Annotated in this window: 18 protein-coding genes; 5 read left to right on the top strand and 13 right to left on the bottom strand. The window is 69.2% G+C overall.

The window, feature by feature from the left end; all coding sequences use genetic code 11:
• Positions 1 to 48: 48 nt before the first annotated feature.
• From fliI to M2437_RS04900, 4 genes are all read right to left on the bottom strand, one after another.
• Complete coding sequence (gene fliI / locus M2437_RS04885) at positions 49 to 1,377, bottom strand: flagellar protein export ATPase FliI (protein WP_012605738.1); 1,329 nt, start codon at positions 1,375 to 1,377, stop codon at positions 49 to 51.
• A 4-nt stretch (positions 1,378 to 1,381) separates the two neighbouring features.
• Positions 1,382 to 2,110 carry a flagellar basal-body rod protein FlgF gene (gene flgF / locus M2437_RS04890; protein WP_253389536.1) on the bottom strand — a complete coding sequence of 243 codons (729 nt, stop codon included), beginning with the start codon at positions 2,108 to 2,110 and terminating at the stop codon, positions 1,382 to 1,384.
• Between the two features lie 5 nt (positions 2,111 to 2,115).
• Entirely contained in the window at positions 2,116 to 3,369 is a 1,254-nt protein-coding gene (locus tag M2437_RS04895; RefSeq protein ID WP_253389537.1) for a DUF1217 domain-containing protein, read from the bottom strand.
• A gap of 172 nt (positions 3,370 to 3,541) precedes the next feature.
• Positions 3,542 to 4,111, bottom strand: a complete 570-nt coding sequence (locus M2437_RS04900; RefSeq protein ID WP_012752120.1) for a hypothetical protein — start codon at positions 4,109 to 4,111, stop codon at positions 3,542 to 3,544.
• 202 nt (positions 4,112 to 4,313) lie between these two features.
• Between M2437_RS04900 and M2437_RS04905 the strand changes: the two genes are divergently transcribed.
• Both M2437_RS04905 and M2437_RS04910 read left to right on the top strand, forming a co-directional pair.
• A complete protein-coding gene (locus M2437_RS04905) occupies positions 4,314 to 4,613 on the top strand; it encodes a PilZ domain-containing protein (protein WP_015821092.1) in 300 nt (99 codons plus the stop codon).
• Positions 4,614 to 5,135: 522 nt separating this feature from the next.
• Entirely contained in the window at positions 5,136 to 6,533 is a 1,398-nt protein-coding gene (locus tag M2437_RS04910) for a flagellin N-terminal helical domain-containing protein (protein WP_015821091.1), read from the top strand.
• 107 nt (positions 6,534 to 6,640) lie between these two features.
• On the opposite strand, the gene M2437_RS04915 is transcribed toward M2437_RS04910, so the two are convergent.
• Complete coding sequence (locus tag M2437_RS04915; protein ID WP_012605734.1) at positions 6,641 to 7,321, bottom strand: response regulator transcription factor; 681 nt, start codon at positions 7,319 to 7,321, stop codon at positions 6,641 to 6,643.
• A gap of 384 nt (positions 7,322 to 7,705) precedes the next feature.
• On the opposite strand from M2437_RS04915, the gene M2437_RS04920 reads away from it, so the two are divergent.
• The gene (locus M2437_RS04920; protein ID WP_253389538.1) at positions 7,706 to 8,983 is read left to right on the top strand and encodes an aspartate aminotransferase type Ic; all 1,278 of its coding nucleotides are present in this window, start codon (positions 7,706 to 7,708) and stop codon (positions 8,981 to 8,983) included.
• A gap of 150 nt (positions 8,984 to 9,133) precedes the next feature.
• Here M2437_RS04920 and M2437_RS04925 read toward each other — a convergent pair whose 3' ends face one another.
• The 8 genes from M2437_RS04925 to M2437_RS04960 all read right to left on the bottom strand — a co-directional run bounded on the left by M2437_RS04925 (position 9,134) and on the right by M2437_RS04960 (position 19,834).
• The gene (locus M2437_RS04925; RefSeq protein ID WP_253389539.1) at positions 9,134 to 10,255 is read right to left on the bottom strand and encodes an ATP-dependent DNA helicase; all 1,122 of its coding nucleotides are present in this window, start codon (positions 10,253 to 10,255) and stop codon (positions 9,134 to 9,136) included.
• Between the two features lie 47 nt (positions 10,256 to 10,302).
• Positions 10,303 to 11,226, bottom strand: coding sequence for an oxygen-dependent coproporphyrinogen oxidase (hemF, locus tag M2437_RS04930; RefSeq protein WP_253389540.1), 924 nt, complete (start codon positions 11,224 to 11,226; stop codon positions 10,303 to 10,305).
• Between the two features lie 43 nt (positions 11,227 to 11,269).
• Entirely contained in the window at positions 11,270 to 13,456 is a 2,187-nt protein-coding gene (locus M2437_RS04935) for a TonB-dependent siderophore receptor (protein WP_309247848.1), read from the bottom strand.
• Between the two features lie 191 nt (positions 13,457 to 13,647).
• On the bottom strand, positions 13,648 to 15,354 hold the full coding sequence (locus M2437_RS04940) for a flotillin family protein (protein ID WP_056154274.1): 1,707 nt from the start codon (positions 15,352 to 15,354) through the stop codon (positions 13,648 to 13,650).
• 36 nt (positions 15,355 to 15,390) lie between these two features.
• On the bottom strand, positions 15,391 to 16,059 hold the full coding sequence (locus tag M2437_RS04945) for an OB-fold-containig protein (RefSeq protein ID WP_253389542.1): 669 nt from the start codon (positions 16,057 to 16,059) through the stop codon (positions 15,391 to 15,393).
• Positions 16,056 to 17,195 (bottom strand): PspA/IM30 family protein, encoded by a 1,140-nt coding sequence (locus M2437_RS04950; protein WP_253389543.1) that lies wholly within the window; start codon positions 17,193 to 17,195, stop codon positions 16,056 to 16,058. Before M2437_RS04950 ends, M2437_RS04945 begins: the two co-directional genes overlap by 4 nt.
• 261 nt (positions 17,196 to 17,456) lie before the next feature.
• Positions 17,457 to 19,154 (bottom strand): methyl-accepting chemotaxis protein, encoded by a 1,698-nt coding sequence (locus M2437_RS04955; protein ID WP_253389544.1) that lies wholly within the window; start codon positions 19,152 to 19,154, stop codon positions 17,457 to 17,459.
• Between the two features lie 230 nt (positions 19,155 to 19,384).
• The gene (locus M2437_RS04960; protein WP_012252416.1) at positions 19,385 to 19,834 is read right to left on the bottom strand and encodes a tRNA (cytidine(34)-2'-O)-methyltransferase; all 450 of its coding nucleotides are present in this window, start codon (positions 19,832 to 19,834) and stop codon (positions 19,385 to 19,387) included.
• 140 nt (positions 19,835 to 19,974) lie between these two features.
• On the opposite strand from M2437_RS04960, the gene M2437_RS04965 reads away from it, so the two are divergent.
• Together M2437_RS04965 and M2437_RS04970 are read left to right on the top strand one after the other, a co-directional pair.
• On the top strand, positions 19,975 to 21,831 hold the full coding sequence (locus tag M2437_RS04965) for an ABC transporter ATP-binding protein (protein WP_253389545.1): 1,857 nt from the start codon (positions 19,975 to 19,977) through the stop codon (positions 21,829 to 21,831).
• Positions 21,832 to 21,855: 24 nt separating this feature from the next.
• Positions 21,856 to 23,274, top strand: a complete 1,419-nt coding sequence (locus tag M2437_RS04970; RefSeq protein ID WP_253389546.1) for an MATE family efflux transporter — start codon at positions 21,856 to 21,858, stop codon at positions 23,272 to 23,274.
• The last annotated feature ends 38 nt before the right edge of the window (positions 23,275 to 23,312 follow it).

A 23,312-nucleotide genomic window follows, 5' to 3' on the forward strand; every position in this document is an offset into this window, starting at 1 on the left:
CTGGACACGGTGTCGCTTGCGCGGGGCTGAAGGTTTTGCGGGGCACAATCATCCCCGCAGGGATTGGGCGAGTTCGAGGAAGGCGTCGCGGCTCGGCGGCTGGCCCGGCTCCTGCCGCAGGGCCTCGTAGATCCGCGGCACGAGGCTGACGGCCTGGTCGAGATCGGGATCGCTGCCGGCACGGTAGCCACCCATCAGACGCAGATCCCGTGTCTCCTCGAAGCGGGCCATCATGCTCTTGAGCTTGCGCACCAACTCGCGCTGGTCGCCGGTCCAGACCTCGCCCGCCAGGCGCGAGATCGAGCCGAGCAGCTCGATCGCCGGGTAGCGGCCCTGCTCGGCGATGGCGCGGTCGAGCACCACGTGGCCGTCGAGGGTGCCGCGGATCGAGTCGGCGACCGGGTCGTTGTGGTCGTCGCCATCGACCAGGACCGAGAAGATGCCGGTGATCGTGCCGGTACCCTCCGCGCCGGGGCCGGCGCGCTCGAGGAGTCGCGGCAAGTCCGAGAAGACGCTCGGCGGGTAGCCGCGCGCCACCGCCGGCTCACCGGCGGCGAGTGCCACGTCGCGGGCGGCGTGGGCGTAGCGGGTCACGGAATCGACGATGAGCAGCACCGACTCGCCGCGGTCGCGGAAGGACTCGGCCACGGCCAGCGCCACCTTCGGCGCTTGCCGGCGCATCATCGGGCTCTCGTCGCCGGTCGAGACCACGATCACGGCGCGGTCGCGGGCGGCGGCGATGGGGCCTTCGAGGAACTCGCGCACCTCGCGCCCGCGCTCGCCCACCAGCGCGACCACCACGCTGTCGAAGCCCTGGGCGCCGGCCAGCATCGCCAGCAGGGTCGACTTGCCGACGCCGGAGCCGGCGAAGATGCCGATGCGCTGTCCGGCGCAGAGCGGCGTGAACAGGTCGATCGCCCGCACCCCCGTGGGCAGCGGCGTCTTCACCCGTGCGCGGGTCATCGCGGCGGGCGGGTCGGCATCGAGCGGAACGCTGGCGGGCCCCTCGGCCAGGGGGCCGAGCCCATCGACGGGGCGGCCGAGCGCGTCGATCACCCGGCCCTTCCAGCGCGGGTCCGGGCGCAGCTGCGCCGGGCCGATGCGGTGGGCGAGGCTGCCGATGCCGGCCTCGATCCGACTCTCGAACGGCTTCACCGTGGCGCCGGCCGCATCGATGCGGACCACCTCGCCGACCTGCGTGCGGCCGTCGGCGGAAAAACCCATGCGGTCGCCGAGCCGCACGAAGGCGGACACGCCCGCGACCCGTGCCGCGCTGGCGGTCACCTCGCGCACGGGGCCGGCGACCCGCACCAGCGGCAGGTCGCGGCGCCCGGCCTCCATCGCCTGTTCCAGGCGCTCGATCGCGTTGAGGCTCATCGCATCAGCCCTGCGGTCCCAGCGTCTTGACGGCGCCGGTGAGGGTGGTGTCGGCCTCCGAGGTCATCGTCGCCGCGCTCTCGAAGGCGCGTTGGATCGCGATGAGCCGGGTCATCTCCATGATCGGATTGACGTTGGCGCCCTCGACATAGCCCTGCACGAGGCCGATGCGGGTGAAGTCCTGCACCGGCCGGCCGGGCAGGCTCGCGGCGACGGCATTCTCGCCCGAGCGCGTCAGCGTCGCCTTCGCGTCGATGCTGAACACGCCGAGCGCGCCGACTTGGTTCACGCCCTGGTGGATGCTGCCATCCCGCCCGATGACCGGCGGGCCGGCCTGGGGATCGAGCAGCAGCGGGCCGCCGCCGGGATCGACCACCGGCATCCCGCCCACCGTGCGCAACTGCCCGTTGGCGTCCATCGTCAGGCGCCCGTCGCGGGTATAGAGCGTGTCGCCCTTCGGTCCCTTCACGCCGAGCCACGCGTCCCCTTGGACCGCGACATCGAGGGCGGAATCGGTCTTCGTCGTCGGGCCGGCGGCGCGCGAGATGGTGGTCTTGCCCGGACCGACGAAGGCGACCTCGCCGCGGTTCGAGCGGGCGAGCAGTTCCGAGAAGCTGACTTCCTCCGCCCGGAAGCCTACCGTCGCCATGTTGGCGACGTTGTTGGCGGTCGTGGTCAGGCGCTTTTCGAGGGCGATCTGGCTCGACAGGGCGACGTAGAGGCTGCTCTGCATGGCCCTTAACCTCCGATCCGCGCCGTTTGCACGCTCTGGAGCGTCTCGGCGTCGAGGCTGCCCGTGCCGGTGAACAGAGCGAGGATGGGTGCGCTGGCGGTGTTGTTCTGCGCGTCCCAGATCGCCGCGAAGCGCCGCACGAAGGCGTCGAGCTTGGCAGGGTCGCGGAAGCTCGCGATGTCGATTTTTCTGGCGATCAGTTGGGCCCGCTTGGCCAGGGCCTCGCTCGTGGCCGCGCCGCTCGTCGCCGGCAGGCCGATCACGGTGTTGGCCACTTGGCTCAGCGCCGCATCGCCGAGGATGTCGTAGGCGCTCGTGAGCGTCGATGCCTTGCGGGCGAAGTAGAGCGCGAGGCGCACGCCCGTATCGGCGTCGCCCGCTTCGCTCTCCAGCGACTGGCGCAGATAGGCCTGGGTGACAGTCTGCGCCATCGAGTCGGGCCCCAGATCCGTGCCGAAGCCGACATCGACGGCGGTCCGATTGGCGGAGAGCGCGGCATTCCGGATCGTCAGGGTGCGGTTCGACCCGCCCGCGTTCACCAGCGTGTCGGCGTACAGGCCCGTGCCGCCGTAGGCGCCGTCGGCGCCGAGATCGGTCAGTGCGGTGGTCTCGAAGAACAGGCTCCCGTCGGCGGCGAGACCCGCCTGGACCTTGCCCTTGAGGGCGGATGCCTCGATCTGCGCCGCCACCGCTGCCGCGATCTCCGCGGGCGTCACCTTCGCGGGATTTGCCACCCGACCGGCCAGGGTTTGCGCGTTGAGCCGGATCGTGACCGATTGCGTCGTCGTGGCGTCGAGCCGGGACTCCACGAGGAAGCTCGCCTCGGCCCGGCCGCTGAAATCGTAGGAGTCGGCCAGGAGCTTCGGCGCGCTAAGCGAGGCGGCGCGGGCCTGCTCACCGAAGCGCGCGGGGTCGGCGCCCGTAGCGGTGACGCCCTGGCCGAAGCTGAACGCCTTGGCAAAGGCGGTGTAGCGGTCGTCCGCAAGGCGGTTGGCGAAGCTCGCCGCGCTGGCAGCGCCTTCCTCCAGAACCTTGCGCATGAACGCCTTGGCGTAGGTCATCTCCTCCAGGCCGTAGGCCTTCATGGCATAGGCGTAGAGACGCTGGTCGCCGAGCAGGTCGTCGACCGTTTTCACCTGGCCAATATGGGCCTCGTAATAGGCGGTCTCCCGGGCCACCATCGGCTCGGCCGCCTTCCGTGAGAGGGAGGCGGGGAGATCCTTGGCGATCAGCCGGTAACTGGTGAGGGTGTCGGTCACGGGCGGGCGCCTGGGTGGGAGCGCGGGAGGAAGGCAACCGACGACTCGGCGGCGCGAGCAGGATCCGATGCTTCGTTTGCATCGTCTTTGTCCGAAATTCGGTGACGACCTTTCGGGCCGATGCTTAGGGCGGCTCCCTTGTCCCAGGCTTGCCCGCCTCCGGCCGGTCGCGTCACGGCGCCACCGGGCCGATGATCGTCTCGGTGGTGATCACGACCCAGCCCGCGCCGGTCCGGCGGATCGACAGGACTCGGCCCGCACCGGGCAGCACGCTGCCGAGCGCGGCGGTGCGCTGTCCCTCCTGATTCTCCAAGGTCGCGATCCCATCAGTGACCCCGCGCAGGGCGTAGGCGCCCGCGGGCGGCAGGACCGGCGACTCCGCCGGGCCTTGAAGGCCGGCGGCGGCTGCCACGGGCCGATCGGGCAGCGAGCCGGTGGTGACGGGATCGAAATCGGGGTCGGCCAGGCGCCCCTGCGCCACGGTCTTCTTCCAGGTGAAGGGCGCGGTGCCGGCGGGCAGCACCGCCTGCACCGCATATTCATGCGTTCCGGTCGCGATGGCGTAGCCGGCGAACCCGCTGGCGGTGAGGGCGAGCAGGACGAGACCAGCCAGCACCGTGCGTTCGCCGGCCGCCTCGCGGGCACGGCGGGCCGCGATGCTGCCCGCTACCGGCCGCGCCGGAAGGTTCGCGGCGCGTGAGGCGGTGCCGAGGGACGATCGCCGTGCGGAATCGGACGTCATGGAGGTCTCGACAGGTGATCCCGGCGCGCCGCGCGAACCGTCTTCGCGGCGCGTGCCCCGGGGGCGAAAGCGTCATCCTTCATGATCCGTCTACAAATATGCTTGACATCCGGTTAACGATGCCGCGCGAAGGGGCGTCCCATCTCATCGACAGCGCCGCGGGCGGCCGTTAAGCCGAAGGAGAGGGCGCCGGGGAGCGAGCATGGCCGATCCGCGGGAAAGTGTTTCGCCGGAATCCGCAGCGCCCGTCGAACGGGCGGGCAAGCGTCACCGCGTCGTCCAGCAGGGACGCATCGTCCTCGGCCCCGAACGCCTGATCGCCTGCACCGTGCGCGACCTCTCGCTGCGGGGCGCCAAGATCCGCGTCGCCCCCGAGCATGACTTGCCGGAGACGTTTTCCCTCGTGATCGCCGCGCATGACCTGCGCACGATGACCGCCCGGCTGTGCTGGCGCCGCGGAGACTTCGCAGGTGTCGTCTTCGAGAGCGAGCCGGTCGTTTAGAGCGCCGCCCGGCGAAGTGGTCACCGGTTCGTCGAACGAATGCGCGGAAAAACGAAGACCGAGAGACGCGGGCCCGATCTCGTCGGGTCGGGTGCGGCTCTTGGAAAAAGACGATGCAACGGCAAGAGCTTGCCCCGCATCGTCCCGGATCCAATCATCAGGACGATGCCTGAGCGGCTTCTCCACAGAAGCGCGGCCGGCCTGTGGAGAGCAGGGGGCGGGACGATGCGGGACAGGCTCGCTTAATCGCTTCGTAACGCGCGACCGCCATTGTCGGTCCATCGAAAGGCGCCTTCCGCAACGATGCGGAGCGGCCTTCGAGAAGAGGCCAGCGGGTGAACCCTCCAACGGGTTCATGGACATGATGTCGGTCCGTTGATCCGGTGCGAGTCCGGAGGTGTGATGCGCGGCGAAACGAGCCCTCAGGGGCTCGCCGCGGCCCTCTCGATAGGGCCGTGCGGCCGCACCGGTGCGAGTCCGGTCCTAAGAACCGTCCCCCCTCTTTTGCCGGAAGTCTGATCCGTGACCAGCCTGCTTACCAACACCGCCGCGATGACGGCGCTGACGACGCTCAAGGGCATCAATCAGCAACTCGACATGACTAGCAACCGCGTCTCGACCGGTCAGCGCGTCTCCTCGGCTGCGGACAACGCCGCCTACTGGTCGATCGCCACCACGGTGCGCACCGACAACGCCTCACTCTCGGCCGTGAAGGACTCGCTCGGCCTCGGAGCTTCGGCAGTGGACACTGCCTACAACGGCCTGACCTCTGTCCTGGGCGACCTGCAGAACCTCCGCACCAAGCTGCAGACGGCGCTCACCCCCGGTGTCGACCGCTCCAAGGTGCAGGTCGAGATCGCCGCTCTGCAGAACAAGATGAAGTCGACCGCCGACTCGTCGATCTCGTCCGGCCAGAATTGGCTCTCGGTCGACTCCTCGGCCTCGAACACTGCCTTCCAGGGCACCCAGAACGTCGTCGCTGGTTTCTCTCGCAACACCGCTGGAACCGTCACTTTCTCGACGATCGGCATCGACGTGAATGCGATCAAGCTCTACGACTTGAACTCCAGCACGATCAGCACGCCCGCTACGGCTGGCCAGATCGTTGGTACGACTGCGCTCACGGGCACCACAGTCTTCGCTGGCGGCACCGCGAACTTCAGTGCTGCTAACGAGGTGAATTTCGCGCTAACCCTCGGCAACGGCGACACTGCCAACATCGTGATCAACAAGACCACGATGGCCTCGGCGGCGGCAGACTTGACCAAGGTGACGACGCAGGAGTTCATCGACGCGATTAACAACCAGATCGCCGCCGATACCGCTACGACGCCGCTCGTCGGTGACGTCAAGGCTTCGCTGGACAGCTCCGGCCGCCTGACCTTCACCACCACCGCCACTGGCGCGGCCGCTCAGATTACCATCCAGAACAACACCGCCAGCACTGGTGGTACTCCGGCCTTCGCGCTGGTCGATGTCGGCTTCGGGACCGGCACGACGGCCGCCGACGCACGCGTCGGCAAGGGCTCGGCAGCCGGGACAACGGCTGGCAGGGGCATCCTCGACACGGTCGACGGCAGCACGTCCTATGCGATCAGCACGATCGACATATCGACGCTCTCTGGCACAGCGGGCGATACGACCCTGAAGAACATCATTACCCAGGTCGAGAAGGCACTCGCCAAGGTCACCGACGCCGGCACCAAACTCGGCGCCAGCAAGACTCAGATCGATGGCCAGAAGTCATTCATCGACACCCTGATGAAGGCCAACGACCGCACGATCGGCACACTCGTCGATGCCGACATCGAAGAGGAGTCGACCAAGCTGAAGGCGCTGCAGACCCAGCAGCAGCTCGCTGTTCAGACGCTCTCGATCGCCAACAGCGCGACCCAGACCGTCCTCTCGCTGTTCCGCTAAGCCGAACGGCGGGCCCGCCCCATCCGGGCGGGCCCCACCGAAACGGAGAAAGGCCGCGCTCTCACCGAGCGCGGCCTTTTCTCGTTAACGGGTTCCGGACGGGCGCTTCAGCCGACGAAGGTGTAGCCCGCCATCCGCTTGGCCTCGATCGGGTCGTAGCCGAGGCGCATCCGCAGCTTCTTGCGCAGCTTGCTGATATGGCCCTCCACCACGCTCTCCTCGACGCTGGTGTCGAGGTCGCCGTAGACCGCCGTGAAGATCTGGCCCTTGGTCACCTGCCGGCCGCGGTTCTTCGAGAGATATTCGAGGATGTGGCGCTCGCGCCGGGGCAGGATCAGGCAGGCGCCGTCGATCTCCGGGTCGCGGCCGTCGGTATAGACCTTGAGGCGGCCCGCCCGGTCGGGGGCCGGCGCCGGCTCGACGCCGCGGCCGGTCCGGCGACGGATCGCGGTGGCGCGGGCGATGATCTCGCGGACATGGACGGGCTTGCGCACCACGTCGTCGATGCCGACGGTGAACAGCGCCAGGGTCTGCTCCAGGGAGCGGGTCTCGTTGAGGGCGATGATCGGCGCCCGGCTGAGCGAACGGATCGCCACGGTGCAGGAGGCGCGGTCGGCGCAATCCCCGATCAGGAAGCCGTCGATCGCCTCGACGTCGATCCGCGGCGCGGCGTCGAGCCAATCCTTCATGGACCCGATGGCCAACCCCTGCGCCTCCACGCCCTCCGCGCCGAACCCGGCGACGTAGTGGTCGGTCACGCTCTGCCGCTCGTCGACAACGATGTACATCGTCTGTGCTCGAAGATGTGCACGGTCATTGCGTCAGACACGAGTGTCACTCGCGCGCCGCCATGGCCGATTGAATTGCTGAGGGCTGTCGAATGCTTTTGGACCGCGGTTCGGGAGCGCTTTTGCGGGACGCTCCTGGTTGCCGCTTCCTCCATCATTTGACGGATTTAGCTTTTTGGTTGGAATGGTTAACAGTGCGTTAAGGCCAAGCTCGCGGTTCATCCCGCGTTAGGAGTTTGATCATTTCGCACCTGCAAACGTGACAGATGCGCCACAGTGGGGATGGGCGACCCGGCGCTCGCCCACGCCTTTCCGGCGGGATGGCCTTGACCCCGGCTCCGCCGCGGGTTCGAACGCGGCCTCGGCACCGCCACGAGGAATCCCATGCCGTCGCTGTCCACCCTGTCGCCTGAAGCCCTGTCGGAGCTGCGCTCCAGCCTGCGCGGCGAGTACGAAGCCCTGAAAGCGCAGGGCCTCAAGCTCGACATGACCCGCGGCAAGCCCGCCTCCGATCAGCTCGACCTCGCCGCCGAGATGCTGGCGCTTCCCGGAAACCGGGACACCACCGCCGAGGACGGCACCGACGCGCGCAATTACGGCAACCTCCAGGGCCTGCCCGAGACCCGCACGCTGTTCGCGCCGGTGCTCGGCGCGCCGCCGGAGCAGATCGTGATCGCCAACAATTCGAGCCTCGCGCTGATGCACGACGTGCTCGTCTACGCGCTGCTGAAGGGCGTGCCCGGCGGCACGGGGCCGTGGTCGAAGCAGGAGCCGATCACGATCCTCTGCCCCGTTCCGGGCTACGACCGCCACTTCGCCCTGTGCGAGGGCTTCGGCATCCGCATGATCCCGATCCCGATGACGGGGGAGGGGCCGGACATGGCGGCCGTCGAGCGCGAGGCCGCCGACCCTTCGGTGAAGGGCATCTGGTGCGTGCCGCAATACTCGAACCCGAGCGGCGAGACCTATTCCGACGAGACCGTCCGGCGGCTGGCCTCGCTCAAGGCGGCGGCGCCCGATTTCCGCATCCTGTGGGACAACGCCTACGCGGTGCACCACCTCACCGAGACGCGGCCCGCGCTGGTCAACATCCTGGAGGCCTGTGCCGAGGCCGGAAACCCGGACCGTCCGATCGTGTTCGCCTCGACCTCGAAGGTGACGCTGGCCGGTGCGGGCCTCGCGATGCTGGCCGCCTCGCCCGCGAACGTGAAGTGGTATCTCGCCCAGGCCGGGCGCCGCAGCATCGGGCCGGACAAGCTCAACCAGCTGCGCCACGTCCGCTTCCTGCGCGACGCGGCCGGGATCGCCGCCCATATGGAGCGGCACCGCGCCCTGATCGCCCCGAAATTCGCCGCGGTGGAAGCGGCATTCGCCGCCCGCCTCGACGGTTGGGAGGTCGCGCAGTGGAGCCGGCCGCTCGGCGGCTACTTCATCACGCTCGATGTCGCCGACGGCACCGCCTCGCGGGTCGTCCAACTCGCAGGCGAGGCGGGCATCGCGCTCACCCCCGCCGGCGCGACCCACCCCTACGGCAAGGACCCGCACGACCGGACGCTGCGCATCGCACCGACCTTTCCGGGCCTCGACGCCGTGCGCAAGGCGGCCGAGGCGGTGGCGCTCTGCACGCTGCTCGGGGCGGTAGAAGCGCGGGCCGCGGCATGAGGGCGAGCCATTCTCCGCAGGTGATGCGGAGAATGGCGTTCCTCATCCCCGCACGTGGTGAATCGGATAAATCGGAGATGACCTCGTCCCCTCTCCCCGCCAGCGGGGCGAGGGGATGAGCACAGGCCGAGAGAGCGCTTGAGATCGGCGCTACACCACCACGGTGATCGCCTGCGCCGCCCGAGTCAGCCCGGTATAGAGCCAGCGGGCGCGGTGCTCGCGAAACGCGTAGGACTCGTCGAACAGGACTACCTTGTCCCATTGCGAGCCCTGCGCCTTGTGGACCGTGAGCGCGTAGCCGTAGGTGAACTCGTCGGTCTCGCGGCGCAGGAACAGCGGGATCTCCTCCTCCGAGCCCTCGATCACCTGCCGCAGCACCTTGATGTCCACGGCGCGGCGGCGCGCCGCCGGGTCGTCCTCCGGCACCACGTCGAGGCGGACCGTGTCGGGGCGGGGCGGGGCGCGCAGGGACTGCACCGTCCAGGTCGAGCCGTTGAGCAGGCCCTTGGTGCGGTCATTGCGCAGGCAGACCAGCTTCTCCCCCACCGAGGGCATCGGGTCGGTGTGCCCGGCGAGTTCCCGCAGGCGGTTGTTGTAGAGGCGTCGCGTCCGGTTGAGGCCGACCAAGACCTGATCGCAATCGAGCACCTGGGCCGGATCGATGTCGCGGCGGCGCACCACCCGGCTCTGGCCGTACTCGCCGACTTCGAGCCGCCCGCCCTCGCGGATCGTCATCGCCATGCGCACGATCGGGTCGTCGGCGGCCTGCCGGTGGACGTCGGTGAGCATCACATCGGGCTCGGCCTCGGTGAAGAAGCCGCCGCCGCGCACGGGCGGTAATTGGGCGGGATCGCCCAGCACCAGAACCGGCTTGTCGAACGAGAGTAGGTCGTGGCCGAGATCGGAATCGACCATCGAGCACTCGTCGATGACGATGAGGTCGGCCTTGGCCGCCGGGCCGGAGCGGTTGAGGCTGAAGGTCGGGCCGCCCTCGTCGCCCTCCTTGGTGCGGTAGATCAGCGAGTGGATCGTCGCCGCGTCGTCGCAGCCCTTCTGGCGCATGACCGAGGCCGCCTTGCCGGTGAAGGCGCCGTAGACGACCGGGCCGTCGATGTCGTCGGCGATGCGGCGGGCGAGCGTGGTCTTGCCGGTGCCGGCATAGCCGAACAGGCGGAAGACCTGGGAGCCGCCCTCCTTGCGCCAGCGGGCGATGGCTTTGAGCGCGTCGTCCTGTTGCGGGGCGAAGCGGGTGGGAAGCGAGGACTCGGCCATGGCGTCACGTCATAAAGGAGTCGGCCGAATTGTGGACCGTCTTCCGGTCAGGGCCAGCGCACGGTCGGCGGCAGCGAGGACAGGATCGAGGCGACGTTGCCGCCGGTCTTCAGGCCGAAGATCGTGCCGCGGTCGTAGAGCAGGTTGAACTCGACGTAGCGCCCGCGCCGCACCTGCTGCTCCTCCCGGTCGGCCTCTGTCCAGGCCTGCGCGAGGTTGCGCCGGACGATCTCCGGGTAGGCCTTCAGGAAGGCCCCGCCGACATCGCGGGTATAGGCGAGGTCCGCCTGCGGATCGCCGGTCCAGTGATAATCGTAGAAGATGCCGCCGATGCCGCGGGGCTCGTTGCGGTGCTTGAGGTGGAAATACTCGTCGCACCACGCCTTGTACTTCTCGTAGTCGGCGGCCGGCGCGTGTTTCTCGCAGGCCTCGCGCAGGCAGGCGTGGAAGAACTGCGTGTCCGGGTCTTCCTGCGTGCGGCGCCGGTCGAGTACGGGGGTGAGGTCGGCCCCGCCGCCGAACCACGCCTTCGTCGTCACGACGAAGCGGGTGTTCATGTGCACCGTCGGAACGTTCGGGTTCCAGGGGTGGACGATCAGCGAGATGCCGGTGGCGAAGAAGCGCGGATCTTCGGCCGCGCCCGGCATCTGCGCCCGGAATTCCGGCGCGAACTCGCCGTGAACGGTCGAGATGTGGACGCCGGCCTTCTCGAACACGCGGCCCTTCAGCATCGCCATGACGCCGCCGCCGCCTGGCGCGCCGCTATGGTCGGTACGCTGCCACGGGGTCTTCTCGAATGTCCCGGCCTCTTTCGGGGCATGGGGATGGAAGGGGCCCGTCGCCTCCGCCTCCAGCGTCTCCAGCGCGGCGACGATCCGGTCGCGCAGGGTAGAAAACCACGCCCCCGCCTCGCTCTTCAGCGCGGCGAGGTCGTCGGGTGAGGGGAGGGGAGAAGCCGTCGCGTCGCTCATGCGAGAGGCTTTCCCACCCGGGGCGCGATCCGTCAATTCGGGCTCAGAACTTGTAGGTCAGGCTACCGAGGATCGTGCGCCGCGTGCCGACGAAGCAGTCGCCGCGGGCAAGGCAGGTCGAGAGATACCGCGTGTCGGCGATGTTGGAGACGTTGAGCTGCGCGCGCCAATGCGCGTCCTCCCAGCCGACCAGTGCGTCGGCGAGCGTCACGGCCGGCGTGTTGAAGCTGTTGAGCGAGCCGTCGAAGGATTCGCCGATATGGCGCACGCCGCCGCCGATGAGGAAGGAGCCGGGCACCTCGGCCAGGGTGAAGCGGTGCGTCACCCAGAGCGAGGCGAGGTGCAGCGGCTGCGTCTCGACCCGCGCCCCGGCATTGTCGCCGGCCGCGTAGCGGGCATCGGTATAGGCGTAGCTCGCGATGATGTTGGTGTCGTTGTTGATCGTCGCGATCGCCTCGATGTCGCCGCCCTGGATCTTGACCTTCCCGGTCTGGATCGAGATCGGCAGCCCGCTCGGGTCAGGGGTGAGCCGGTTGCGCTCCACCGTGTCGTAGATCGCCGCGTTGACCGCGAACCACGGCGTCGGGTTGTACTTGAAGCCGCCCTCGATCTGCTCGCCCTCGATCGGACGGCAGGCGCCCCCCGCGCAGACATTGGCGCCGAAGATCGGGGTGAACGAGGTCGCGTAGGAGACGTAAGGCGTCAGCCCGTTCTCGAAGGCGTACATCAGGCCGATGCGGCCGGTGGTGGCCTCGCCGGCGACGCTTTCGGCGCCGCGCGTGGCGCTGTTCACCCAATCGTGCCGCATCGTGGCGAGCACGATCCACTGACCGAACTTGATCTGATCCTGCAGGTAGAGGCCGGTCTGGCTCTGCGAGAGCGCGGTCGGCACGCCGAGATCCGGCGGGGTCACGCCGACATAGACCGGCGCGTAGAGATCGAACGGGCGGGCATCGGTGCCGAAGCCGGTGCGGGTGCTGTCCCATTGCTGGCGGAAATCGACGCCGCCCAGCACCGTGTGCGAGATCGGCCCGGTATCAAACCGCCCCTGGAGGTTGGTGTCGGTGGTGATCCGGTCCTTGACTGAGCTGACGCGGTAAGTGAACCGATCGACCGTCCGGCGGGCGGGATCGAGGAACGGCGCGTTCGGCAGATCCGCGCTTGGCGTCAGGGTGTAGACGTTGCCGTAGGCCGATTGATACGTGCCGTCGATGTGGCTGTAGCGCAGGTTCTGCCGCAGGATCAGGCTGTCGTCGAAGCGGTGTTCGAACAGGCTGGTGATCGAACTCGTCTCGGTCTCGTAGCGGTTGAAGTTCGGATCCCCGGTGAAGCGGTTCAGCGGGATGAAGCCGTTCGGGCCGGCATAGAGCGAGCCCTCGCGCGGCAGGAAGGCGTCGGAGGCGCCGAACGCGTCCTTCTGGTGCAGGCCGATCAGGGTCCAACTCGTGTCGGCGGAGGGGCGCCACGTCACCGAGGGGTTGATGACGTAGCGGTCGTTGGCGACGAAATCGGTCTGCGCGTCGGCGAGCCGCCCGACGCCGACGAAGCGGTAGAGGAACTGCCCGTCCTCGGTCAGGCGCCCGGTCGAATCCGTGAAGGCTTCCTTCCAGCCGTAATTGCCGAACCGGACCCCGGCCTCGGTGTAGGGCACGTCGAGCGGGCGCTTCGAGACGAGGTTGATCAACCCGCCGACGGGGCTCGACCCGTAGAGGGTCGAGGCGGGGCCGCGCAGCACCTCGAAGCGCGACAGGGTGTAGGGATCGGGCCGGGGCTCGTTGAAGACGTCGGGGTCCTTCAGGCGCAGGCCGTCGAGGAAGATCGCCGCGTCCGAGCCGCGGATGCGCGGATAGTCGCCGCGGGTGCTGGGGCCGTAGGCTTCCGCGGCGACGCCCGCGGTGTAGCGCAGGGCTTCCTGCACGCTGGTGGCGGCCTGCTCGCGGACCTGCTGCTCGCCGACGACCGAGATCGATTGCGGCGTCTCCTTCAACGCGGTGTCCGTCTTGGTGCCGGTGGCGCTGCGCTGCGCGACGTAGCCGGGGACCGGACCGAAGGCGCTCTCGGTGCCGGCTCCGCCGGGGCCGCTGCCGCCCCGGCCCGAACCCTCGACGCTGAGCGTTTCCAGCGTCACCGCCTCCTGCGCCCAGGCCGCGCCGGACGAACCGAGGGCGGCCGTGCCGGCGAGAAAAGCGGCAAGTCCGTAACGCAGTCGATCACGCAACGCAGACGACATCTAGGAACCCAGTTTCGTTATTCGCTGATGAGGCAGCTAGAACGAGGCGCTGAGCTTCGCAACACAGGTTACGTTTCTGGAAATAGAACGATTCAAGTCTTCAAGGTGATCCGGGTTTAGCTTCAAGCATCAGGCGTGAGCTTCGGGGAGATCATGCCTGTGCACATTCCTGCTTCGCTGTTTCTTTTCGGTCACTCGGCTGCGGCGGCATGCCCGTTGGCGGCCGGCTCGACGGCCGTGCCGTTCCGCAGCCCGCCGACCAAGGTATCGAGGCTGCCCTTGCCCTCGGCGAAGCCCGCCTCGTTCAAAATCGCGCCGAGGATCGGGCTGTTGTACTGGTAGCGCAGCAGGTGGCCCGAAAGGCTGTCGCCGAAATTGGCCGAGACGCCGCCCGCGCCGTTGCCGCCGCCCATCATCCCGCCCGCATCGAAGATGCGGATCGAGTCGATCTTCTCCACCGCCCGCATGCTCTCGCGCAGGGCATCCGGGATGATGCCGAGGCGCTTGAGGTTCGTCTCGAAAGCGCGGGCCTCGGCCGACAGCGCGTTGCGGGCCTCGTTCATCACCCGCTCGCGCTCGGCCTCGGCCTGTCCGAGCTTGGCAATGGCCTCCGCCCGCGAGGCGGCAGCGGTCGCCTCGGCCTCGGCGAGGGTGATGATGGCGTTGGCCCGGTCTTCGGCGGCGCGCCGCTCGGCCTCCGCCGTCACGGTGACGCCGGTCGCCTCCCGCTCGGCCTCCTGCTTGGCGGCGATGACGGTGACCTCGCGCTCACGCTCGGCGATCTCCTTGGCTTTGGCCGTGGCGACGCGCTCCTCCGCGGCCACGGCGAGCGCCTCCGCCGCCTTGGCAGCGGCACGGGCCTGCGACTCCTTCTCGGAGCGCTCGGCGATCTTGATGGCGTTGTCCTGAAGGATGAGCTGACGCTCGCGCTCGGCCTCCGCGTTGCGCTGGGCGATGGCCAGATCCGCCTCGATCCGCGCGCCCTCCGAGTTCTTGCGCGCCTCGGCCTCGCGCAGACGGACCACCTGCTCGCGCTCGATCCGCGCGGTCTCCTCGCTCTGCTGGGCGCGCTGCTCGGCCTGGGCGGTCTCGGCCCGGGTCTCGGCGGTCTTGTTGGCGATGTCGCGCTCCTGGGCGAGTTCCGCCTCGCGGGTGGTGCGCTTGATCTCGAGCTGCTTGAGCGCGGTCTCGCGGTCCTTCTCGGCCACCGCGACCTCGGCGTCGCGCTCGGTGGCGTTGCGCTCCTTGCGGCGCTGCTCGGTGATCTCCTTCAACCGCGCGAGGCCTTCCGCGTCGAACGAGTTGTCCGGGTTGAAATGCTCGATCGAGGTCTGGTCGAGGCGGGTCAGCGAGGCGGATTCGAGTTCGAGGCCGTTGTGGCGCAGGTCGCCCGAGACCGCCTCCTGCACGCCCTTCACGAAGGCGGCGCGCTTCTCCTGCAGGTCGGGCAAGGTCATGCCGGCGGCAACCGAGCGCAGGGCATCGACGAACTTCGCCTCGATCAGCTCGCGCAGCAGCATCGCGTCGTTGGTGCGGTCACCCAGCGTCTGGGCGGCGAGCGCGATCGATTCTTCCTTGGGCTCCACGCGGACGTAGAATTCGACGGTGATGTCGGCCCGCAGACGGTCCTTGGTGATCAGCGACTCGTTGCCGGAGCGCTTCACTTCGAGGCGCAGGGTGTTGAGGTTCACCATGGCGATGGAGTGGAACACCGGCAGCAGCACCGCGCCGCCATCGACCACGACCTTGCGCCCGCCGAGACCCGTGCGGACGAAGGCGGTGTCCCGCGTGGTGCGCCGATAGAGCCGGCTGAACACGAATCCGATGCCGAGCAACGCGACGACGATGATGCCGGCGATCACCAGCAGGTTGACGATGCCGGGGCTGATCAAATCCATCGTGAGCGACCCTTTCGGTGGGGGGAGAAGAAGCGATCAGAGATCCGGCGCGGCGGGCACCGCGACGTAGACGGCGTCGGCCCGGTCCACGATCAGGACGCGGGCGCCGGCTTCCATGGCCGGGGCTCCGGGCGCGGCGCGGGTGCGCAGGAAGTGGGTGTTGCCGTGGCGGTCCAATGCCCGGACTTGGCCCGGAAGGCCTTGGTCGAGCGGCCCGAGGGTGACCTCCGCGGTCGCGCCGATCAGGTCATCGGCGCTCACGACGTAGCTCTCGTCCCGCGGGATCAGCCGGGCGATGGCCTTGGTCGAGACCCGCAGGGTCGGCAGCGTCGCCGCCCCGGCGACCGGAACCGCCAGGAGGGCGGGCAGGGGCGCGATGACGGCTGCGGCGAGGCCCTGCACCACGAAGCCCGCGAGGGCGAAGACGGCGAGTGCCAGGATCAGAAGGATCAGGAAGGGCACCCGGCCGAGATTGATCCACGACATCACCGCGGCGGGCGAGAAGGCGGCGTCCGCATCCGCCGCGCTCGTCAGGTCGCCGCCGCCTCCCGCCTCGTGACCGAGAGCACCGTCCACCAGCCCCGAGAGGGACTGCCCGAGGAGGAGGGACAGAGCCTCCACCGCGACGAGGCCGGCCATCACCACCGCCGCCAGGGTGAAGGGGAACAGGGCGGGGCCGGCGAGGGGTCCCACCAGCGAAGTCATGAGGGCCGGCCCTGCTTGAGCGCCGCGAGCCGGCGCTCGATGGCGTCGTCGCGGTGGAGACGATCCAGTTCCTCGACCGAGGGGTCGGCGACCGCCGAGGCAGTTCCGGTGACCCGGTCGATCGCCCGCAGCGATTGTTCGAGCTGGCGGGTGCGCGTCGCCTCCTCGCTGCCGTAGCCGTCGAGCGGATCGGCCGCCTTGGCCGGGGGTTTGCGCAGGAGCGCGATGCGGTGCTCGGCGTCGCGCCGGGCGGCGGTGGCCGCCTGCATCGCTTTTGTCGCCGCCCCGTGCCGCTCGGCGACGTCGGCAAGGCTCGAATCGATCGCCTCGATCTGGCTCTCCAGGTCGAGTTGCCGCGCGATGCCAGCCCGCGCCAGGTCCTCGCGCCCGTTCGAGAGCGCCAGCGACAGCTTCTCGGGCAGCGCCCGCAACTCGCCGTCGAGCTGGCCGCGCCGGGCGGAGAGCCGGTGTTCCTCGGCCTTGATCTTGCCGAGGTCGAGCCGGGCCTCGTGGATGACGGCGTCGATCTCGCGCAGCGCCTGCTCGGCCACCGCGAGGCCGTTGCGGTCCTCCACCGCTTCGAGGGCGGCGTTGGAGAGGCCGCCGATGATCCGGCCGACACGGGTCAGGATGTTCTCAGTCATGCGGGTCTCCTCCTGCGGTGCGGTGACGGAGACGCCCACCTGGATGGTGAGCGCGTCGCCCGCGATGGTGAGGCGGGCGCTGGAGAGTTCGCGCCAGGGGCCGTCGTAGCCCTCGACGCGGTAGGGCATCGTGCGCCGGCCGTTCATCGTGGTCAGCGCGATCTCCGAGGCGCCCTTCACGCTGAACAGCTTGTCGTCGAGCGGCATCGACGTGACCGTCTCGGGGTCGAACCCGGCGGCGCGCTGGGCGAAGTCGCGGATGCCGAGCGTCACGAGCCGCGCGGGCAGTCCGGTCTCGTCCCGCACCCGCTGGTAGCCGTGCTCGATCAGGGCGACGACGTTGGCGCGCAGGCCATGCTCACGGCGGATCTCTTCGAGCAGGAAGAGCATCCGCCGATAGGCCGCGAGCAGGGCGAACACCGCTGCGAGATCGTCCGGCTCGGGAAGGAGCCGGTAGGTGAGGCGAGAGGGAAGGGTTCCTGAGCGGGTCACGAATCGAAGCTAAAACACCGTTTGGTGTCTTCAAGCGACGCACACGCTTCGGCTGTAACATTCGAGCGTTCTTGCTCGCACTGAGTGTGCTGGGGCACATCGATCCTAGCCCGGCGGGCTGGCGTAGCGCTGCGGTCATTGGGCTGTCACGCGACGGCGGCGCGAGGTCGCTCTGCGATTCGCCGGTCGACGGATCGGGCGACAACAAAAAAGACCTCGCCCGTTGGGGCGAGGTCTCTCGGTCGTGCCGTGGTGCGTGGGTCAGGCGGCCCGGACGGTCGAGAGGAAGCGCTGCACCTCCGCCGACAGGTGTTCGGATTGTCGCGACAGCTCGGCGGAGGAGGTGAGCACCTGGCTCGCGGCGATGCCGGTCTCCTCCGAAGCCTGGGCGACCCCGGAGATGTTGCGCGTCACCTCGGAGGTGCCGCTGGAGGCCTGTGCCACGTTGCGCACGATTTCCTGCGTGGCGGCGCCCTGTTGCTCGACCGCTGCGGCGATCCCGGCCGCGACATTGTTGATCTCGCGGATCCGGCTCGTGATCACGCCGATTGCCGCGACGGCCTGATCCGTGACGCCCTGGATCTCGCCGATCTGACCCGAGATCTCCTCGGTGGCGCGCGCGGTCTGGCTGGCGAGTTCCTTGACCTCCGTGGCCACGACCGCGAAGCCGCGACCGGCTTCACCCGCCCGCGCCGCCTCGATCGTGGCGTTCAGCGCGAGCAGGTTGGTCTGGGAGGCGATGTTGGAGATCAGCCCGACCATGTCGCCGATCCGGGCCGAGGTCGTCCGCAGCGCCTGAACCAAGTGGGTGGTCTGGTCGGCCTCGCCCACGGCGGCCTGGGCCAACCCGGACGAGCCCTGCACCTGACGACCGATTTCCTGGACGGAAACCCCCAGCTCCTCGGCGGCGGCGGCGACCGTGCCGACATTGGAGGCGGCTTCCTCGGCGGCTGCGGCGACGGTCGTGGATTGCGAGGCCGTCTCGGTGGCGGTTGCGGTCATCTGCTGCGCGGTGGCCTGCAGCTCGGTCGCCGAGGCGGACACCATGCCGACGATGCCGCCGACCGCCGCCTCGAAGCCGTCGGCCAGTTCGACCATCGTGCGCTTGCGCTCGGCCGCTGCAGCTTCATCCGCGCGCCGACGCACCTCGGCCTCCTCGGCCGCCTTGCGGGCCACCATGGCCTTGATGCCCTCGACGGCCCGGCCGACCGCACCGATCTCGTCGCCGCGGGCGGCCTCCTTGATCTCGGCCTCGATCTCGCCGCGCGCCATCCGCTGGAGGACGCCCACCAGGCTTCCGAGCGGGCGGGTGATCGAGAGCACGACGATCGAACCGGCCAGCGCCATCGCTCCCAGCAGGCCCACGACCGCGAAGCTGATGAGCATGGCGGTGCCGCGATCGGCGTCCTCCGTTGCCTTCACCTTCGCCGCGGCAAGCTCGCTGGCCAGCAGCGTGGAGCGGTTCTGCATCCATTCGTTCAGCTTGAGCCGCGCCGGGATGCCGACATCCCGCGCGATCCGGAAGGCCTCGTCCCCCTGCTGACGCAGGCCGAGGTCGTAGACGCGATCGAGCGTCGCGAAGAAGCTCTCGATATCGCGCCGCACGGCCTCGTTGGCGGCCCGCCGCTCGGGCGTGTCGGCCAAGGTGAGAAGCCGCTCGGCGCCCTCCCGCGCCTCGGTCATGTCGGCCTGCTGGCGCGTCCGGAAGCGAGCCTTGTTCTGCGGATCGCTCTCGAGCAACATGTTGCGGTCCATTACCGCGGCCTCGGTGATGCCGCCCCGCATATGCAACAGCGCGTCGAGGCGCACGGCCTGGACGTCGACGATCCGGGCGGTCTGTTCCGAGAGGCCGCGCATCACGTCGCGGGCATAGACGATCAGGCCGGCACTGATCATCAGAGTCAATGCGAATGGTAATGCAATCTTAACTAATAGCTTCGCGTTGCTGAAAATATTCATTGAACTATCCTAAAATTCGGCAGAACGCCTAAAACTTATTCAGCAACGTGCCTCGTGAAGTCTGAGTTAACATTTGCAATAGAGAGGGCCCTTGTCGCAGGGGGGCAACGTAGCCGTAAGGTTCCGAGGCAGGCTCTGCCCATCCGCTCCGAACGCAGCCGTGCTCCTTGGCGTCAGCGGCCATCAGCGGGTGCAGCGGACGCGCTCGGCCCCACCTGATCACCTGCCCTTCATCCGACTTGCCGGATCGCCTCGCCCAGCATCATCGCCGCGCAGACCGCAACGTTGAGCGAGCGCAGGCCCGGCCGGATCGGCACCACCACGCGGGCATCGGCGGCCGCGTGAACCGCTTCCGGCACGCCGGCGGATTCGCGGCCCATCAGCAGGCAGTCGCCGTCGCGGAACGCGTGCTGCGTGTAGGGCACCGAGCCGGTGGTCGTGGCGAGCACGAGGCGGATACCGGTCTCGCGCCGCCACGCCTCGAAGGCGTCCCAGGAACGGTGCCGGGTGATCGCGACGTGGTCGAGATAGTCGAGCCCCGAGCGGCGTAGGTGCCGGTCGGACACGTCGAAACCCGCCGGTTCGATGATCTCCACGGCGATCCCGAGGCAGGCGGACATGCGCAGCATCGTGCCCGTGTTCTGCGGGATGTCGGGCTGGTAGAGGGCGAGGCGCAGCATCAGCGGGGAGGGATTGCGAAGGGGCGAGGCGAGTTAGGGCAAGGCAGGGCAGGGTCTTGCCTGCGGCATGGGCGCAGGGTTGGCCCGGCGTCAAGGAGGCTTACCTCAGCCTCTCATTCCTCACTTGGTTTCACAAAAACATGTTCCTCGATTGGCTCGAGCGCCGCATCGATCCGTTCGCGCCCTTCGACGACCGGCGCGTGCCGCCGAAGACGGTGCTCGGTTTCGCAGGGTTCTATCTGCGGCCGATCCGCTTCGCGCTGCTGGCCCTGTTCGTCATCGCCGTGGTCGCGGGCGGCATCGAGGCGTCGCTCTACCTGCTCATGCGCTGGTTCATCGACCTGATGAACGCGGCCGACCGCACCACGGTGCTGAGCGACAACGCCGTGCCGCTGACGCTCGCCGCGCTGCTGCTCCTCGTGGTGCGCCCGCTGGCGGCCTTCCTGCACGAGCTGGCCTCGAACCAGCTCATCGTGCCGCAATCGACCAACCAGATCCGCTGGCGGACCCACCTCTACACGCTGGGCCACTCGCTCTCGTACTTCCAGGCGGATTTCGCCGGGCGGCTCGCCAACCGCACGGTGCAGGTCGGACCGGCGGTGCGCGAACTCGCCGTCGTGTTCATCGACACGCTGCTCTACGTGGCGATCTACGCGGTCACCGCGATCGGGCTGTTCTCCTCGATCTCCGGCTGGCTGGCGCTTCCCGTCGTCCTCTGGGTGGTGGCCTATGCCGGGCTGACGGCGTGGTTCGTGCCGCGCGCCCGCAAGCGCTCGCACCTCACCGCCGAGACCCGCTCGACCCTGATCGGCCGGGTGGTCGACAGCTACACCAACATCCTCACCGTCAAGCTGTTTGCCCGCGACCGCGAGGAGCGCGCCACCGTGCGCGATGCGGTCGATACCCACACCCGCGCCTATCTCCACCAGTTCCGGCTCACCACGCTGACGACGAGCCTGCTGGCGGGGCTCAACAGCCTGCTCCTGTTCGCCACCGCGGCCGTCTGCTTCGCGCTGTGGCAGCGCGGTGCGCTGACGACCGGCGAGGCCTCGGCCGGTCTCGCGCTGATCCTGCGGCTGATGGCGATGTCGGGCTGGGTGATGCAGACCGTGCGCGGCGTGTTCGAGAATGTCGGCGTGATCCAGGAGAGCATGCAGACCATCGCCCGTCCGCACGGACTCACCGATGCGCCCGATGCGAAGACGCTTCAGGTCACCGGCGGCGAGATCCGCTTCGAGAACGTGGATTTCCACTACGGGCGGGGCGATGCCAGCATCATCGAGGATCTGTCGTTCCAGATCCGCCCCGGCGAAAAGGTAGGGCTCGTCGGCGTCAGCGGCGCGGGCAAGAGCACCATCACCGCGCTGCTGCTGCGCCTGCACGACGTCGAGGGCGGTCACATCCTGATCGACGGGCAGGACATCGCCGGGGTGACGCAGGATTCCCTGCGCCAAGCCATCGCCATGGTCAGCCAGGACACCTCGCTGCTGCACCGCTCGATCCGCGACAACATCGGCTACGGTCGCCCGGATGCCACCGACGCCGAGATCGAGCAGGCGGCGCGGCTGGCGCATGCCCACGAGTTCATCCTCGACCTCGTGGACCACAAGGGCCGGCGCGGCTACGACGCGCATGTCGGCGAGCGCGGGGTGAAGCTCTCCGGCGGGCAGCGCCAGCGCATCGCGATTGCCCGCGTCATCCTCAAGGACGCGCCGATCCTGATCCTCGACGAGGCGACGAGTGCCCTCGACAGCCAGGTCGAGGCGGCGATCCAGGAGGCACTCGACACGCTGATGGGCGACAAGACCGTGCTGGCCATCGCCCACCGGCTCTCGACCATCGCCGCGCTCGACCGGCTGATCGTGATCGACAGCGGCCGGATCGTCGAGGAGGGCACCCACGCCGAACTGATCCGCCGGGGCGGGCTCTACGCCGACCTGTGGCGGCGCCAGTCTGGCGGCTTCCTGGGGGATCGGGCGCCGGCTCCGGCCTCCTGAGCGAACGAACGGAGCTGAGAACACGTGACGTCTTCACCGAGCCTCGCGGCCGGCGCCCTCGGGCGGCCGCCGGCTTCGCCCTGGCTCGACGAGCTGCGCGCGACGCTGAAGCTGTCGGCGCCGCTCGTCCTCATCAACCTCGCCCAGCACGGTCTGGTCGCCTCGAACGCGGTGCTGCTCGGCCGGCTCGGCGCCGAGCCCATCGCCGCGGGCGCCCTCGCCACTAGCCTCTACCTGCTGCTGTTCATCGGCGGCATCGGCCTCACCTCCGCGGTGGCACCCCTCGTCGCGGAGGCCGTCGGGCGGGCGGCGGGCGCCGGGGCGGACGAGGTGCGGCGTACGGTCCGGGCGGGCCTGTGGGTCGGCTTCCTCGTGACGCTCGCGCTGATGCCGGGGCTCTGGTTCACGGAAGGGCTGCTGCTCGCGCTCCACCAGGAGCCGGCCGTCGCCCGCGAGGCCGGCGCCTATATGCGGGTGCTGCAATGGTGGATGTTCCCGGCCCTCGCCTTCATGGTGCTGAAAGGCGCGCTCGCCGCACTCCAGCGCCCGGGGCCGCCGCTCGCCGTGAGCCTTGCCGCGCTTCCGCTCAACATCGCGCTCGGGGCCTTCTTCGCCTTCGGTCCGCCGGACCTCGGCATCGTCGGCGTCGCGCTCGGCACCGTGGTCACTGAGTTCCTGGCGATCGCTGCCCTGGTCGCGGTGATCCGGCTCGACGGGGGGCTGCGCCGCCACCGCATGTTCGCTCGCCTCTGGCGCTTCGACGCCGAGCGCCTCCCCCGCGTCGTGCGGGTCGGCCTGCCGATGGGTGTAGCGGGCATCGCCGAGGCCGGGTTGTTCGAGGCGGCCACGGTGGCGATGGGCACCTTCGGCACACTGCCGCTTGCCGCCCACGCGATCACACTGCAGATCGCGGCGACCTGCTTCATGGTGCCCAACGGCATCGGGCAGGCGGCGACGGTGCGGGTCGGCCGCGCCTATGGCGCCGCGGACCAGGCGGGTCTACGCCGCGCGGGCGCTATCGCGCTCTGGCTCGGCTTCGGCTTCATGGTGGCCTGCGCGCTGGCGCAGCTTTTCGCTCCGCACACGCTGATCAACCTGTTCCTCGACGCCGAGGCGCCGGGCGCGGCGCAGGTCTATCCCGTGGCCGCCGGCTTCCTGATCTTCTCGGCGCTGTTCGCGATTTCGGACGGCGTGCAGTCGGTGGCGCTCGGCGCCTTACGCGGCTTGCAGGACACCAAGGTGCCGATGCTGATCGCGCTGTTTGGCTACTGGGGCATCGGCGTACCGCTCGGGGCGGCGCTCGCCTGGGGTACGGGCATGGGCGGACGCGGGATCTGGGCGGGCTTCTGCGCCGGCCTTCTCGTGGTCTCGGTGGCACTGGTGATCCGCTGGCGGCGGCTGAGCGCCGGCCGACCGCGCGTCCCAAGCGCGCAGCCGGCGTGAGGCCGGAACCGCGTCCGAAACGCCCCCGTTCTCGCCCC

The organism is Methylorubrum pseudosasae (genome assembly GCF_029504475.1).
GTDB lineage: Bacteria > Pseudomonadota > Alphaproteobacteria > Rhizobiales > Beijerinckiaceae > Methylobacterium > Methylobacterium extorquens.